The organism is Streptomyces sp. NPDC046759 (assembly GCF_040645475.1).
In the GTDB taxonomy this organism is placed as follows: Bacteria; Actinomycetota; Actinomycetes; order Streptomycetales; family Streptomycetaceae; genus Streptomyces.
In genome coordinates this window covers 145,070-159,555 of sequence record NZ_JBEYYJ010000021.1, presented here as the reverse complement: position 1 = coordinate 159,555, position 14,486 = coordinate 145,070, and the positions used below count along the sequence as shown (strand labels likewise).

The following is a 14,486-nucleotide window of genomic DNA, read 5'->3' as shown; positions in this document are numbered from 1 at the left end:
GCGGGTCAGGAAGGGTGCTGAGGCGTTGCCGGTGCCCCGGTACAGCCACAGGCCGCCCTTGCTGTCGCGGGCGACGAGGTCTGCCTTGCCGTCCCCGGTCAGGTCGGCGGTGCCGACGATGGAGTTGTAGGTGTTCCAGCCGTAACCGATGGAGATGCGGGTCAGGAAGGGTGCTGAGGCGTTGCCGGTGCCCCGGTACAGCCACAGGCCGCCCTTGCTGTCGCGGGCGACGAGGTCTGCCTTGCCGTCCCGGGTCACGTCACGGGCGCCGACGATGGAGTTGTAGATGTTCCAGCCGGGGCCGACCTGCTTCCGGGGCGCGAAGGGTGCCTTCGCGTTGCCGGTGCCCTGGTAGAACCACAGCGTGCCCTTGCTGTCACGGCCGACGGCGTTTCCGGTGCCGTCCGCCATCTCACCGCTGACACTCGTGACGATGTTGTAGGTGTTCCAGCCGGTTCCGATGGCGGCCCGGGCGGTCAGTGCCCCGGAGGGCACACCGGTACCGCGGTACTGCCACAGGGTGCCGGAGTTGTCCCGTGCGAGCACGGTGCCCAGATGCGACGCCGGGGGCACACCGATGCCGGTGAGCGGCTCCAGTTGCGCTCCCTGCCCGGCGTCACCGGTGACCTCGTACGTGGCCGACTGGCTGCCGCTCACGGTCGGGGCGAAGGTGACCGTCTGGCGGACACTCTGCTCGGGACCGATGGCCAGGCCCTCGGCAAGCTGGTCGGCGCTGCTGAACGCGCCTGCCGGGGCCTTCGCCTTGGTGACGGTGACCGGGATGTTCCCCGTGTTCGTGATCGTGAAGGTCCGTGTGCTCGACGTGCCGCGGACCACCGCCCCGAACGAGAGAGTCGTCGGATTGAACACCAGGTGACCCTGGCCGCTGATCGCGTCGCCCTCGACCGGGATGGTGAGCGCACCACTGGTGCTGCTCAGCGTGATCGACGAGGAGTTCTGGCCGGTGGCCGTGGGCTCGTACCCCACCTGCAGGACGATCGAGCTCTGGGCCGGTATCACCGTCGGGTTCGCGGGGTGCGCGCTTGGCAGGTCGGCGGCCGTGAACGGTCCGTCGGGCGGGGTGACGGAGGTGATGGTCTCGGGGTCGGTGCCCGTGTTCGTCAGCTGGACGTTCGCGGTGGCCGTGGTCCCCGTGGGCTGGTTGTCGAAGGACACCCTGCCCGGGAACGCCGCCAGACCGGGCTTGGTACCGACGCCGTGCAGGCTCAGTTGGAAACTGCCGGCGTCGGTGGCCACGGTGAGCGTTCCGCTCGCGCCCAGGACCGCGGTCGGTGTGAAGGAGACGGGTATCGCCAGCTGTCCGCCCGCTGGGATTGTCGACGGCAGCGACGAGGTCTCCGCGGTGAACGGACCGTCGACGGTGACGCCCTTGATGCCGAGGGTCCGGGACGGGTTCTGGTTCTCCGTCAGGACGACGTTGGAGCTCGCCGAGCCACCCACCGACACGAGCCCGAACTCGACCGGTCCGCCCTTGAGCGGGCTGCCCACCGGGTTGCCGAAGGCGTAGACCTTGCCGTCCCGGGTGCCGACGAAGACCTGCCCGCCGTCGGTGGTCGGGGTGGCGAACTTCGGTGCGGTGCCGATCGGCGCGGACCAGACCAGCGACAGGACGCCGTTCGCGTCGGGGACCGGGTCGTACGCGCGCAGCTGGGCGTTGGCGCCGCTGGACCCGCCCGACCAGACCACCCACACCAGGGCGCTGCCCGAGCGCGTTCCGTCGGAGGTCACCACGGGCGATCCGCTGGTGTAGGGGAAGGAGTCCTGGCTGGACCCGGCGACGGTCAGCGCGGGGTCGCCCGAGCCCGTCACGCCGCGGTGCAGCGCCACCAGTGAGCCCCCGTTGCCGACGACGTAGACATAACCACCGTCACCGCCCCAGACCCCGGGGTGGCCCCACTGGCCCTTGAGCGGCCCGGTGATCCCCACCACGTCGTCGGTCCCGCCGGTGCCCTGCGAACTCCCGCCGAGGTCGTCGCGGTCCAACAGGAAAACTCGGCCGTCCTTGCCCTGCTGCACCAGCAGATGCGGGTGGGAGGCGGTGCCGAAGCTGTCCGGCAGGCCGACCGGGCCGCCGGAGGCCAGGTCCTTGTCCTGTTGGTCCAGGGTCGGCGCGTTGGACGGGCTGAAGAAGTCGGCGGCCTTCAGGCTCCGGTCGGCCTGCACCTGCAGCCGGACCACGGACTCCGCGAGAGTGCCGGGCGGGGCGCTGCCGGGGCCGGGCGCCGGGCTGACGCCGTTGCCGGTGGCGAGGAAGATCCTGCCGGGACCGTCCGAGACGAGCCCCCCGCCGGACTGCCAAATGCCGGCCCCGCTGTTGCTGGCGCCGGTCTCCGTCGCCCACATCGAGGTCACAGACGGGCTGGTGGTGCTGACGCCGACCACATAGCCGCGATATGGCTTGGCATCGCAGTGTCCGCCGAACGCCGCGTACGCAACCCCGTCGAGCAGCAACAGGCCCGGACGCTGCATCTGGTACGCGGGCAGGAAGGACTGCGTGGGGTCGTTGGAGGGAGTGCCCTGGATCGTCACGGGGAAGCCGGATTTCTCCGCCCCCGTGACCGGATCGAGCGCGTGCATGTACCAGTGCGGGCTCAAGTGGGTGGGACCGTCGTCGACCTTGGTGGTCAGATAGACCGCGCCGCTGGCGGGGTCGTACACCGGGGTGGCGGTGCTGCCGATGGTCGGCACCAGATCGCCGCAGTTGAGGGTGGACGCGGGCCATGCGGGCCCGAAGCTGCGCTGCCACAGCACGGCCCCCGTGGCGCGGTCGAGGCCGTAGGCCTCGTTGTTCTCGGTGACCGCCACCACGGTGCCACCGACGACGATCGGCTGAGCGTATATCTGCCCGTCGAGCTGCGTGGGAGCCTTCCAGAGTTGCCCGAAGGAAGAGGAACGCACGTCGGACGGGCCGAGATCCGGTTCACTCCTGTCCCAGCCGGTTCGGAGGGTGTCCACCGACCCGGTCGTCTCACTCGCCTGCGCCTGAGAGATGCCTAGCCCGACCAGGCCTGCGGTCACCGCGGCGGTCAGGGCGAGCGCCAGGCCGCGCCACCGGGTGTGTCTGCCTCCGCGTGCATGTCTGGTGGCACCCACCACCGCATCGCTTTGTGACATCGCCAAGGAAACCCCCTGAGTCCCCATCCCCGAAGGCCCCCACGCCCTCCCCGCGCGCTACGGCGGCCTCCGCGATCGCGGGAGCCTGCGCCACACGGGCCGCAACCCGCGCATCCAATCACAGACCGGCGTGCGTGCCTACGGTTGTGAATATTTGATGCATGCGGTCCCGTCGCATACTCGCGCACGGTCAACGTGTCACCGCCTGACGAGGCATCGGGCGGTCCCGGGACAACGCCGTTGTTGCATAAGGGATTTCAGGTCCTGGCCAGTGGTCGCGGCGCAGCTGTACGGAGCGGACGGATGCCGACCCCGGAGGATCCAGGCTGCTGGTGAGGCGGAGATACAGGGCCGGTCTTTCGCTTCGCCACCGACGAGGCGAGAGGTCGGCGCAGTCCAGGGCAATGCCCGCCTCCGGCGACTTGGCGGAGGAGATCGAGCGGTTGCGAGCCGAGCCGCGAGATCGCCGCCGAGGCGGCCGCGTCGGGTCTGATCGACGAGTACCGGGTCCGGGTCAACCCGGTACTGGTCGGTGGAGGCTTCCCTTCTTCCCCGGCACGAGCGCCGGGTGGATCTCGAACTCCTCGAGACCCGCACCTTCAGCTCGAGAGTCGTCTACCTCCGCTACCGCGTGACGCGCCAGCCGTAGGACGGCGAGTTCGCCGCCGCCGGGTGCGACCTCACCCGCCGCACGCAGGCGAACTTGGCCACGACGATCCGCAGGAAGGGCGGCTGCACCAAGACGATCAGGCCGCCGGAGGCGATCACGCGGAAGGACGAGGCGGCGAACGCCGCCCACGACTACAAGGGCAGCTTCAAGGATTCCGTGTACGACCACCACCTGTCCCTGCATGGAGACGAAGCTGCACACGGCCGTCTGCTCCGGGAAGGTCTCCCTTGCCGGTGCAGGCTCGGCATCAACTGAGCTTCCTCTGCTCCATGAACAGCAGCTCCGCTGCTGGTGTGGCATCGTGGTGGCTTGCTGGGCCCGCCACTTTCCCCCGTGGCGGCGGGCCCACTTCTCGTCTTGACTCTCCGCCCTCGCTGCGAACGGCACGCCGAACGGCCCACGTCACCCGGAGGGACCGTGGACGCACGCCGCGCGTCCACAGCCTCCGAGCAGACCGCAAGGCCTGGAATCCACCGGCGATCGCGGCACTCCCCGGCCTCCGCCAGCAGGCCTTCGCGCGCGACGGCCTCACCCTGATCCCGCTGTGCGTCCGGAAGCCGGTGCCGGCCCCGACTCATCATCCAGGCAAATTCGCCCTGTGGTTCGATCATCGAGCAACAGTGCCGTACTCTCTGCTCGTCCTATCGTCGGCGTGGCGGAGAGTCACGCCAAGTGGGGGGAATTCAAACCAAAAGTGAGTAGAACTGCCGGGCACCGCGCGAGTCGGCGCGGTGCCCTTCTCGTGGCCGCCGCCGGCGTGATCACCGCGCTGGCCGGAACTCTCTTCGTCTCGGTCGATACGGCAGGCGCCACGAACGCCCCTCCGGCGTACACGTCCGCGATACCGGACACCGGCCCGCGTCTCCCAGCCGCCGCGCCGCACTGGACAGCCTTTGCGGCCAAACGGTTCTGGACCGCGCAGCGCATGGCAGGAGCAAAGCCGCTTCCGGACGCCAAACCGCGGGCCGCGGGCAAGGCCGCCCACCCCACGCTCCAGGGGCTCGTCAAACCGTCGGTGACCGGTGACGTGAACGCCCAGGACCTGCGCGAGGTCCCGATGGACGCCACGCCGACCGACACCGCCGGCCCGACGGACACATCCACCGGCACCTCGACCCCGGATCCCTCCGCCACGGCTACGGACACCCCGACCGCCGCGCCGACGGACACCTCGTCCGCCTCCCCGAGCACCTCCCCCAGCGCGTCGGGCCCGTCGAGCCCCACTGCCTCGCCCAGCCCGGCCCCCACGACCACGGGCGGGACAGGTCCCGTCAGCTCCTCCTTCGGCGGGCTGCCGATGGTCGGCCGGATGTATATGCAGACCAGCAGCGGCTCCTACTTCTGCACCGCGAGCGTCATCAACAGCCCGCACCACAACATCGTGCTCACCGCCGGGCACTGCATGGACGGGCGGGCAGGCGGCGGCTCGCTCGCGTTCGTCCCGCAGTGGACCGCGGCCAATCCCCAGCCGTACGGCATCTTCCCCGTCGCCACCGACTCCGAAGGCCGCAGCCGGGTCTGGATCGATCCCCGCTACTACGACCGCGGACACGTCCAGGGCGCCCCGTGGGACGTGGCGTTCGCCCAGGTCGGCGCGCGCAGCGACGGCAAGCAGGTGCAGGACGTGGTGGGCGGCAACAACCTGGCCACCGGCCACGGCTACGCCTTCCCCAGCATTCGGCTGGTCGGCTACCCCGGCACCGCCACACGGCCCCTGACCTGCGACAACAACACCACGCAGTACACCCCGACCGACGGCACCCCCGGCTCGTACCTCCGGATCGCCTGCAACGGCTACGCATCCGGCACCAGCGGCAGCCCGTTCCTGGAGAACTTCGACCCGGCCATCGGCACCGGCGACGTGGTCGGCAGCATCGGCGGCTGGGACACCGGCGGACCGACCGACGACGTCTCCTACAGCTCCCCGTACGGCTCCGACATCCAGAACCTGTACAAGGCGGCGGTCGCCGGCACCGCCCCCGCACGTCCCAATGTGCTGCCCGGCGCCTCCACACTCACCCATGCCACCCTCGTCACCTCCGGCTCCTTCACGCCCTCGCCCTCGCCCGATCCGGACAAGAGCGACCTGATCGTGCGCTGGTCGGACGGCGAGCTGACGCTGTACCGAGGCGGTGGCAACGGACGGTTCGACAAGGAAATACGGCTCGCCGCGGCCAACACCACCTGGACGAAGGCCGTCTCCATCACGGCCGGCGACTTCACCGGCGCCAACACCTACGACCTGCTGGTGCGCTGGAGCGACGGCAGCCTCACCCTCTTCCCCGACGTCGACGCGCGCGGCCTGCACAGCCAGATCACACTCGTCAAGCCGGGCACCCTGTGGCAGCACGAAGTCTCCATGACCGCGGGCCGCTACACCACCGACGACCACTGGCCCGACGACCTGATCGTGCGCTGGTCCGACGGCGAGACCACTCTCTACAAGAACCTCAACTCCACCGGCCTCCACGCCCAGGTCCGCCTCAACCCTCCCAACTCCACCTGGACGCACGCCACATCCGTCACGTCCGCCGACCTCGCCGGAACCAGCGAGTCAGACCTCGTGGTCCGCTGGTCCGACGGCGAACTGACCCTGTACCCGGACATCAACCAGTACGGCTTCCACGGAGAGGTGCGTCTGCGGGCCCCGAGCACGCTGTGGACCCACGCCACGCTCACCACAGCGGGCAACTTCACCAGCACCGACAACCGGACCAACGACTACCTCGTGCGCTGGTCCGACGGCCAACTGTCCATGTACCAGGACAGCGGCAACAGCCTCGGCACGGAAGCCGTACTCGCGACCGCATCCGGCTCGACACTGCCCTACTCCCGGCGCTGACCACCACGAAGTCTTCTGGGCCTCGGCCCAGAGGACTCCTGGCGGGATTTGGCGGAGACGAAGCTGCACCCTGCCGCCTACTCCGGCAAGGTCATTCTGGCCGCTGCACAGCAGGCCACCGTCACCGGTGGGACCACATCCCTTGAATCGTGGCTGTGATCGGCAAGTTGTTGAAGAACCGGCGAGTGGGGCAGGCCGGCCTCGCCTGGAGCTCGCCGAACTGGACCGTCGAGACCGCGCTCGCCCTTACCGGTCCCGATTTCGCTCACGAGACGGCGATCCCGACGGTCTACGCCGCACGGCGTGTCGACGGCGAGAATCTGTCACCAGCCCCTGAGGTGGGACAAGTCCCAGCTGACGCAGCACAGTTGCTGCTGGTCGTCGAAGATCCCGATGCGCCGATGCCCATGCCGTACAACCATGGCATCGCCCTGCTCGACCCCTCCATGACCGGCCTCGCCCAGGGCGCCCTCGCCGCCGAGAATCCGGCCCTTGGCGTACGCCTCCTGAACTCTGGCTCACGGCGCGGCTACCTCGGGTCCGCACCGATCAAGGGCCACGGCCCGCATCGGTACGTCTTCCAGCTGTTCCCCCTCGCCCAGCCGCTGATCGTAGGGACGAGTAAGGCGGTACGGACTCCGCCAAGCCACGCGAGGTGATCGCCGCCGCCGGAAACGTGCTCGCTCGTGGTCGCCTCGCCGGCTTCTACGAACGCTCCTGACCGGCCCCGCCCGTGCTCGCTCGGGCGCGCGCACTCGAACGAGAAGTTGGCCGCCGGGCGGTCTACGTCGCCGGTGTCGCACACCGGGCACAGCAAGCAACGCCATGGCCAGCCCCCCCCCCTTGCTCTGGACGTGGTCCTCCACCCAAGACCCGCTGATCTGCGCCGTCAACCCCTCCCGGAGCTGTGCCTTTGCCCTGAGGTTGAAGGTTTGATCTCGCGATATCAGGGCGGACGCAGCCGGTGTCACCTTCGCCGTCTGATCTGCTGGTGCAGGTTCGGCATGCCTTGATCCAGGCGGGGTTTCACCTCGTCGGCGAGAGCATTCCCATCCCCCGCGCGCCAAGCACAGAACCTCCCGGTAGCGGGCACGGGCCCGCCAGGAGGGGCCGCCGCGTAACGCGCCCGGCTCACCCCAGGTTTGAGAGCGCTCTCAACAGCTGCTCTCCCTCAGAACGGAGGGAAGTTGACCGGCGGGCGACCCTCCCGCCAGCTCAGGGTTGCATCGTGATCGGGAACCTGGAACTCAGCTGCGGCAGCCTACGCGACGCCTCGACCTCATCTCGCACGTCCCAGCGCTTCCCGAGCGGGTCTCGAAGCACTTCGTCGTCACTCTGGAGAGCGTCCACGGCCTCATAGAAGGTGGCGAACTCATCCGACACCTGGGTCGCCTGTTCGTAGGCCTCGGCCGCGACATAGTCCAGTTCCTCCCACTCCGGCCAGTGATCACCCCACTCACCTCGTGGTCGGTCGGCCAGGCGCCTTACTCCAGGGGCTTCGGCCAGAGTGTCGGGATCCTGGACAGCGCGCTCGAACGTGGCCTGGCCCAGACCGACTGCCCACAGACGGAAGTAGCAGAAGCCGTCATCCGAGCACCAGCCGCCGAAGATCCTTTCGGCGGCAGCCCAAAGATCCCAAGTGAACGCCTGGTCGCACAGACGGTCAAGGCAAGCCTGGAACCCCACGATCTCCTTCACGGGCCTTCGCGCGAGCTCGTCCTTCAACCACGCCAGCCGCTCAGCCCTGACGTGAGCCTTCGACCGGCATTCCTCAATGATCTTCCAGAAGGAGTCGTTGTCCACGGCGGCACTATGGCAGGCGCCTATGACAGACCGAGGGCAGCGGGTGAAAGAGCAGCATGGTCACTGGTCGCAATACCCGTTGCCGGCACTCAGCTCGGCAGGCTGCCACCATTCTGAGATGGCCCACGACATCGTGTTCTTCCTCGCTCCGGACGACGAGAGTGCCGCTGCGACGCGCCGACAGGGACCTGGTCCGGCGTTTGAGTCTGTGACCTGCCGTTTCATAGAGCCGGACAGTGCCATCGCGGAGTGGGACATGTACTTCGAGGAGCCCGCGGCCGAGCTCCCGCCGATCGAGCAGCTCCTTGCATGGCCGTGGCCGGAGTGGGTCACTGCCCCCTTGAACGATGGTGTTGAGGTGTTCGCTCTGCCGCCGCGGCTGATCCGGGCAGTATTGGCCGACGCCACCTCCGTTGAGCTGGAGGAGCTGGCAGATCGCTGGACCGCGAGGCTCAGGTCCGCCGACGGGGACGAAATGACCGACGATGATCTGCTGGCGGTCCTGCAGGCAGTGTCCCGGCTTGCGGCGTCTGCGGTGACCACGGGCAGCGGCCTCTACAGCTGGAGCTTCTGACCGTCCGGTGAACCTCTTCTTGGGCGGCGGCGTCGCCGTTTCTGGCTGGGCGAGCCAGGAAAATGACACGGCGCTGGGAATCCAGCACATGACATGGCGTGGGAAGTCCAAGAACCGTCGAGGTCAGAGGTGCGGCAGATGACACGGGTCGCGGGAACCTACACCTCTTTTCGGCGCTGGCCCACACCGGCCGGGGCGATGAAGCTGCCGCAGGTGCCGCTTGCGTCCGTTGCCGGCTGAGTTGTGGTCCGGCCTGTCGGGGCCTGCCATCGAGTGTGGAGCGGTTACGGACTGCACCATCCTCATCGAGCCGGTCACGTTTCTCCTGATGGCGCTCGGGCGCCGGGGCCAGTGGGGTCCCTCGCTCAGGGCCGCACCCTGGTCGGGGGGCGCAAGCCCTGGCTCGCTCCGCGTTTCCCGGCTCTGTTCAAGGCGCCCTGAGCGCGACGGGCCGCGGCGGCCCGACGGTGGCCGGCTGCCTGTGGTCGTACGGGCTCGGTGGTCACCCGGGTTCGGGGGCGGTGACGGCCGGGGCGGCGCCGAGGAGGCCGAGGAGGGTCTCGCGGTGGAGGTCCGCGATCGGGCCGAGGAAGTCCGGGTGGCGCAGCAGGGGGGCCGCGCGGTGGTCGCGCGGGCTGGGGATGGTCAGCCGGCGCGCGTCGCCCACGCTGTCGGGGCCGTGGTGGGTGGCGGCCAGGCAGGCGGCGGCCAGGGCGGCGAGGTCGGCGTCGGCCAGCAGGCAGGCCGCCCAGCTGACGACGGTCTCGTCGACCTGGGTGCGCCAGGCGTGGGTGGCGTCCGTCAGCGGGGGTGCGTCGGCGCCGGTGACGAAGTCCAGCCGGCCGGAGCCGCCGGGGCCGAGCAGGTCCAGCAGTTCGGCGTCCAGCGCGGTGGGGTAGCGCAGGGCGGCGGCGATGGTGGCCGCATGGCCTGCCTGGGCTTCGGCCAGGGCCTGGTTCAGCGGGCCGGTGGCCGGGGGGAAGGCCGCCAGCAGCCAGCGTGCGGAGGCGGCGATGACGGGCGAGAGCGCGGTGGGCATGGTGGACCGTCCTGTGCGTATGCCCGCCTGTCCTGGGTGTTCCGGTGTGGGTGATCCGGTCGCGGGCACTGCGCGCCCGGGCGGGGAGGTGCGGACAACGGTACGGCGGCCTCCCCCGGGAGCGACAGGAGCTGCGTCACAGCCGGGGATCACCCCCTGGCCTTCGGCACTGGCTCCCCACTCCCTCACCGGGGACGCCCGGGTCAGCCCGGCGCAGGTGACGTCGATCGTCGCCAACACGCTGGCGCGCGAGACGCTCCGAGAGGCACTGGTCGCCACCTACGTGTGGGGAAAGGGAAAGAGCGGCTCCCCCGGCGGCAGCGGACCAGCCACCCTCCACAAGATCCTGGCCGCCGAGGACCTCCTGGACGATGCGGTCACCGTGTTGAGCAGGCACGGCGCAGTAGCGTCCTACGAGGAGCTCCGCGGCCGGATTCCCGGGTTCGGGCCGTCCTTCTTCACCAAGTTCCTCTACTTCGCAGGCAAGACGGTCAAGCCGGCGAACGGCCCCGAGCCGCTCATACTCGACCGTGTCCTGACCCGGCGGCTGCGCTCCCTGGCCCAGGCGGTCGGCCGGGAGAGGGGCCATGACCCCGACGGCTCGGTCGCCGCCTGGGTCTGGAGAGACCAGGACTGGTCGCCCACCGCTACAAGATCTACCTGTCCTTCATGCACGCCACCGCCCACCAGGCGGCAGCGACAGACGGCTGGCCCTCCGATGCCTCCCCCGACCTGCTCGAATACGCACTGTTCAGCGACGCATGGACATAAGCTCACTCCCACCGCGGCCGGGAGCGCCTGCGCAGCGCGGTGAGCAGGCGCGCCGCCGAAGTGGGGGCGAGGGCGGAGAACACCCGCCGGCCGCCTTCGTCGACGCAGGGAGCGGGGACGGGCCGGGGCGGCTGCCGAACAAGTGGCATGGTCTTGCGGTGGCATGACCATGCGATGACGATGGCAGCCGGACACGGAGCATCACGGCCACCTCCCGCACTCCAAGCGACCATCTCGCGTACCTGCCGCGCGCACAAGCCGTCCCCTCATCCGGCGCAGGGGCATGCACCAGCGAGACCTCGGATGTGGGATCAGAGGGCCTGGGCGCGAGCTTCGTAGTGTTCCTGCAGCCGGCCCAGCATGATTGGATCCAAACGATCGTGGCGACTGGCGAGAACGAGGCGGCTCTGCGGCACACCCGCAGGAAGGGATCTTCCGCGATCAGCCGGTCGGCGGTGAGCTGGCCCGGTTCGAGGCGGTCAGGGAGTGCGGGCCTCAGCGAGGTAGCCGGAGACGGTTCGGGTGGTGGGGTGGTCGGGGCCGAGTGCCTCGGTGAGACCGGCGATCGCATCCTCGTACAGGGGGATGGCGTGTTCCAGGTCTCCGTCGGCCTGGTGCAGCCGGGCCAGGCCGCTGAGCGTGATGAGGGTCTCGAAGTGCTTTGCGCCCAGCACCTGGGTGCGCCGGTCCAGTGCGGTGGTGAACAGCTCCCGGGCCCGGTCGAGGTCTCCGGCCTCCCTGCAGGCGGCGGCGAGGTTGTGGAGGTGGCGCAGGGTATCGGGGCTGTCCGGCCCGGAGAGCCGCTGCTGGCGGGTCAGCGCCTCCTCGAGCAGCGGGACGGCCGCCGCGGCGTTGCCCAGTTGGAGGCGGCAGAGCGCCAGGTCGGCCAGGGTCTGCAGGGTCTTGGGGTGCCCGCTCCCGAGGACCTCCCGGCGCTGTCCGAGAGTGGTCTCGTACAGGTCGACTGCCTCCTCCGCCTCCCCGGCAAAAGCGAGGGCCGAGGCCAGCAGGTTCCGGCTCACCAGGGTGTCGACGTGGGTCGGGCCCAGAATCTGCTCCCGTTGGACCAGCGTCCGGCGGCACAGCTGCAGCCCGGTATCGACCTCACCCTTTTTCAGGTGCAGGTAGGCGAGGTTGCTCTGGCTCAGCAGGGTGTCGGGGTGGTCCTCGCCCAGGCTCGTCAGTCGCCGCTCCAGCGCTTCCCGGTAATAGGAGGACGCCTCATCGATCCGACCGGCCGCCTCCAGGGTGTAGCCCAGGTTGCCGAGGCAGTTCACGGTGGTCGGGTGCCCGCGCCCGAGGAGGCGGGTCAGCTCGGAAAGTGCCGCATGGTAGTGCGCGAGCGCCTCCTCGTGCCGGCCGACGCTCCCGTACGCCCCGGCGAGGTTGTTCCGCACCTGGGCCGCGTTCGCTGCCAGGGGCGCCGAGTTGCCCTCCCAGCGGACCAGGAGTTCCTCGTGCCGGAGCAGGTTCTCGTAGATCTCGATCGCCTGCTCGTACCGGCCGCTGTACTCGTACGCCCGGGCCAGGCCGTTGCGCAGGGTCAGGGTCCGGGCGTGCTCCGGGCCCAGGTGCTCGGCGGCGACGGCGGAGGCATCGATGCATTCTTCGACGGCGGCCTCCAATCGGCCGCTGTCTTGGTAGGCGGAGGCAAGGGTGGCCCGGATGTTCAGGGTGGTGAGGTCGCCCGGGCCAAGCGCCCGGATGCTCCGCTCGCGGAGTTCTTCCAAGGCGTCGATCGCGTCGCCGAACTCGCCGGCCGCCATCAGGGCGGAGGCGAGCGCGTCGCAGCCGATCAGGGCGGTTCGGTCGTCGAGGCCGAAACCCGCCACCACCTGCCGCGCGTACGCCCGGCAAACCGATAGGGATCGGACTATCTGGCCCTGCCGGCGCAGGTGCACCATGGCCTCGCCGAAGAGCCGGGCCAGGTCCGGGCGGTAGTCCCCGGGGTCGGTGCCGGAGAGAGCGATCACATGCGGTGCGAGCAGGGCGAGCCGGGCTTCGTCCGGGGCTTCGTCCGGGGCGGCTTCGGCCCCGTCCGGATACACGGCTTCGAGCAGGATGCGCTCGGCCTGAGGTCGGCCGCGTGGCGGCGGAGGGATACTGCCCTCGGCCGTCTCGCGGCTGGCGTGCCGGATCGCCTTGGCGCGCAGCACAGTCTGCACCAGGCGGTGGACGGAGACCGTCTTGTCGGTGAGGGAGACCATGCTGAAGGCGTTCAGCCACCCCAGGGCACTGGCAACGGGGAGCTTGCCGGGGGCGAGCGGGGCCAGCAGGGACCGGGGGCAGTTGTCGGGGTCGAGCCAGGCCAGGACGTGGAGCAGTTCGACGGCCAGCGGGGCGGTCTCGTCCAGCGCGGTGAGGGTGAGCTTCCAGACCCGGGACACCGTCTGCTCCTCGCCGGAGTGGTCCTGGGCAGCTTCGTCCAACTGCTCGGCGAGGCTGTCGCGGTAGCTTTGAATGCTGGTCACTGTCTGGGCCATGAAGGCGGCAGCCTGTTCCAGGGCCAGTGGCAAGTCGCCCAGTTCTTTCGCCAGCTGGCCTGCATGCCACTCCTCGTCAGGGGAGCTGAAGGGCCCCCAGGCGTTGAGCAGCGCGACGGAGTCTTTGCGCGGCAGGACGTCCAGGCCGATCAGCGCCACCCGGCGGTTCCATCCCGTGGCGTGGCGGCTGGTGATCAGATGGTGCCCGCGCCCGAGGCTGCCCAGGTGCTGCCAGAGCAGGTTCGGGTCCTCGACGTTGTCGTAGACCAGCAGCCAGTTGTCGTGCCGCTGGAGCCAGGCCAGGGCCCAAGCGGTGAGCGCGCGCTCGGACGGCACGGTGCCGCCCCAGAACGGACTCAGCCGTACCGCGATCCCGGCGAGCGCGGCGTCGACGGCCCCGGGGGCGGCTGCATCGATCCACCAGGCCAGGTCGTAGGAATGCCGGTAAGTCTGGGCATACTGCCGGGCCAGCTCGGTCTTGCCGACGCCGCCCAGGCCATGCACCACCACAACCGGGATGCCGACGCCGTCGGCGCGTCGGAGCAACTCGGTCCGGATTTCGTCCAGCTCCCCCGCCCGGCCGGTGAAGGTCGCCTTCGGAGGGCGCAGGTCGGACTCGCCGCAGGCCTCGGTTTCGGCAGCCCAACGGATCGCCGTCGGCGGGAGCTGCGTGACATGGGGGATTATCGGGCCGTGGTTGTCCCCGACGCCGGCTACCGCCCCAGTACCGTCGACCGGCCTGCCTAACTCTCGGCCTGGCCCTGAGGTCGTCTCCGGTGCTGGAACAGGCTTGCCGACCGCAGTGCGTCGCAAGTCCAGCAGTTCCTGTGTCTGCTCCTTCGACAACGCCAGCCCGCCCGCGATCGCGGCGACCGTCCTCGCCGTCGGCACGGGAGCGCCGCGCCGAAGTGCCTCGAAGAAGGTACTGCGGCTTACTGCCCCGACCCTGGTCCTCATGCGGCCGACGAGCTGGTCCACGCCCAGCCCGGAGAGAGCCACGGCGTCCTTCAGGCGGGCACGCAACTCGGCCAGTGCCGCTGCCTCACGCCCATCGGCGTCCCTCTCCACATGCCCCCCGAGGCCCGCACGTCCGAAGAAGTCCATCTTTGTCCAGCCGGACCGGGGCGGACACCTGTTCCGTGAATTTGGGGCGGGTCAGCATCCGCCCT

Annotated in this window: 9 protein-coding genes and 2 pseudogenes; 7 read left to right on the top strand and 4 right to left on the bottom strand. The window is 69.8% G+C overall.

Annotation, left to right across the window (positions count from 1 at the left end):
• On the bottom strand, positions 1–2,976 hold a 2,976-nt coding region (locus ABZ919_RS26905), incomplete at its 3' end, for a choice-of-anchor D domain-containing protein (protein WP_361252585.1).
• 572 nt (positions 2,977–3,548) lie between these two features.
• On the opposite strand from ABZ919_RS26905, the pseudogene ABZ919_RS26900 reads away from it, so the two are divergent.
• From ABZ919_RS26900 to ABZ919_RS26885, 4 genes and pseudogenes are all read left to right on the top strand, one after another.
• A pseudogene (locus tag ABZ919_RS26900) lies at positions 3,549–3,784 on the top strand (dihydrofolate reductase family protein); the annotation flags it as partial.
• A 54-nt stretch (positions 3,785–3,838) separates the two neighbouring features.
• Positions 3,839–4,060: a hypothetical protein gene (locus ABZ919_RS26895; protein ID WP_361252583.1), complete on the top strand. Its 222-nt coding sequence runs from the start codon at positions 3,839–3,841 to the stop codon at positions 4,058–4,060.
• 670 nt (positions 4,061–4,730) lie between these two features.
• The gene (locus tag ABZ919_RS26890; RefSeq protein ID WP_361252582.1) at positions 4,731–6,647 is read left to right on the top strand and encodes a hypothetical protein; all 1,917 of its coding nucleotides are present in this window, start codon (positions 4,731–4,733) and stop codon (positions 6,645–6,647) included.
• A 155-nt stretch (positions 6,648–6,802) separates the two neighbouring features.
• On the top strand, positions 6,803–7,306 hold the full coding sequence (locus ABZ919_RS26885; RefSeq protein WP_361252580.1) for a YbhB/YbcL family Raf kinase inhibitor-like protein: 504 nt from the start codon (positions 6,803–6,805) through the stop codon (positions 7,304–7,306).
• 556 nt (positions 7,307–7,862) lie between these two features.
• Here the strand turns inward: ABZ919_RS26885 and ABZ919_RS26880 are convergent.
• Complete coding sequence (locus ABZ919_RS26880) at positions 7,863–8,450, bottom strand: DUF4240 domain-containing protein (RefSeq protein ID WP_361252578.1); 588 nt, start codon at positions 8,448–8,450, stop codon at positions 7,863–7,865.
• Positions 8,451–8,568: 118 nt separating this feature from the next.
• Between ABZ919_RS26880 and ABZ919_RS26875 the strand changes: the two genes are divergently transcribed.
• Entirely contained in the window at positions 8,569–9,024 is a 456-nt protein-coding gene (locus tag ABZ919_RS26875) for a hypothetical protein (protein WP_361252576.1), read from the top strand.
• A 289-nt stretch (positions 9,025–9,313) separates the two neighbouring features.
• Positions 9,314–9,465 (top strand): annotated as a pseudogene (locus ABZ919_RS26870) (sterol-binding protein); the annotation flags it as partial.
• Between the two features lie 61 nt (positions 9,466–9,526).
• On the opposite strand, the gene ABZ919_RS26865 reads toward ABZ919_RS26870, so the two are convergent.
• Positions 9,527–10,063, bottom strand: coding sequence for a hypothetical protein (locus ABZ919_RS26865; protein ID WP_020937384.1), 537 nt, complete (start codon positions 10,061–10,063; stop codon positions 9,527–9,529).
• On the opposite strand from ABZ919_RS26865, the gene ABZ919_RS26860 reads away from it, so the two are divergent.
• Complete coding sequence (locus ABZ919_RS26860) at positions 10,038–10,877, top strand: hypothetical protein (RefSeq protein WP_361252574.1); 840 nt, start codon at positions 10,038–10,040, stop codon at positions 10,875–10,877. The two genes, ABZ919_RS26865 and ABZ919_RS26860, sit on opposite strands and share 26 nt — an antisense overlap.
• A gap of 436 nt (positions 10,878–11,313) precedes the next feature.
• On the opposite strand, the gene fxsT is transcribed toward ABZ919_RS26860, so the two are convergent.
• Complete coding sequence (fxsT, locus tag ABZ919_RS26855) at positions 11,314–14,421, bottom strand: FxSxx-COOH system tetratricopeptide repeat protein (protein ID WP_361252572.1); 3,108 nt, start codon at positions 14,419–14,421, stop codon at positions 11,314–11,316.
• Positions 14,422–14,486: the final 65 nt, after the last annotated feature.